Origin of the sequence: Streptomyces sp. WM6378, assembly GCF_001279695.1 — a bacterium.
Classification (GTDB): domain Bacteria; phylum Actinomycetota; class Actinomycetes; order Streptomycetales; family Streptomycetaceae; genus Streptomyces.
In genome coordinates this window covers 1-451 of sequence record NZ_LGDD01000181.1, presented here as the reverse complement: position 1 = coordinate 451, position 451 = coordinate 1, and the positions used below count along the sequence as shown (strand labels likewise).

Here is a 451-nt window from a genome sequence, read left to right as displayed (position 1 = left end):
CGGTTCCGTGTTGGTGAGGCCGCGTCTTGCGGCGCGGATTGCGAACCGGCGGGCGGCGAACTGGACGTTGGAGAACGCCCCTTGGGCACCCGCGAAAGCAGGCCGGCACGTGACGGCCAAACTGGCCGAGTGGGGCTACCGGCTGGACAGTGTCCGGGAGGCGAACATCACCGCCGTGACCGTCCTGCTGGCCCGGGCCGCGCTCACCGACGGCGGCCGCCGTATCAGCCTCCATCTGGCGGACCAGGACCACCAGGCGCTCATCCTGGTCCTGTCCCACCAGGCCGGTCACGCGCCTGAGGGGGAGGACCTGTTGCGTGAGGTGACCGGGCTCGGCGTCGTCTCGTGCGGTACGGATACCGATCAGGAAGACGGCGGTCGCCGCCGTTGGGCGCTGACCGACCTCGGTGGGTGAGCCGGTGTCATTCTGGTGCCCGGTCTGGTGACACCG

1 protein-coding gene is annotated in these 451 nt (G+C 70.3%); it reads left to right on the top strand.

Features of this window, described 5'->3' with window-relative positions:
• A partial coding sequence (locus ADK54_RS47515; RefSeq protein ID WP_324610160.1) for a hypothetical protein occupies positions 1 to 415 on the top strand: 415 nt, incomplete at its 5' end.
• Between the last annotated feature and the right edge of the window lie 36 nt (positions 416 to 451).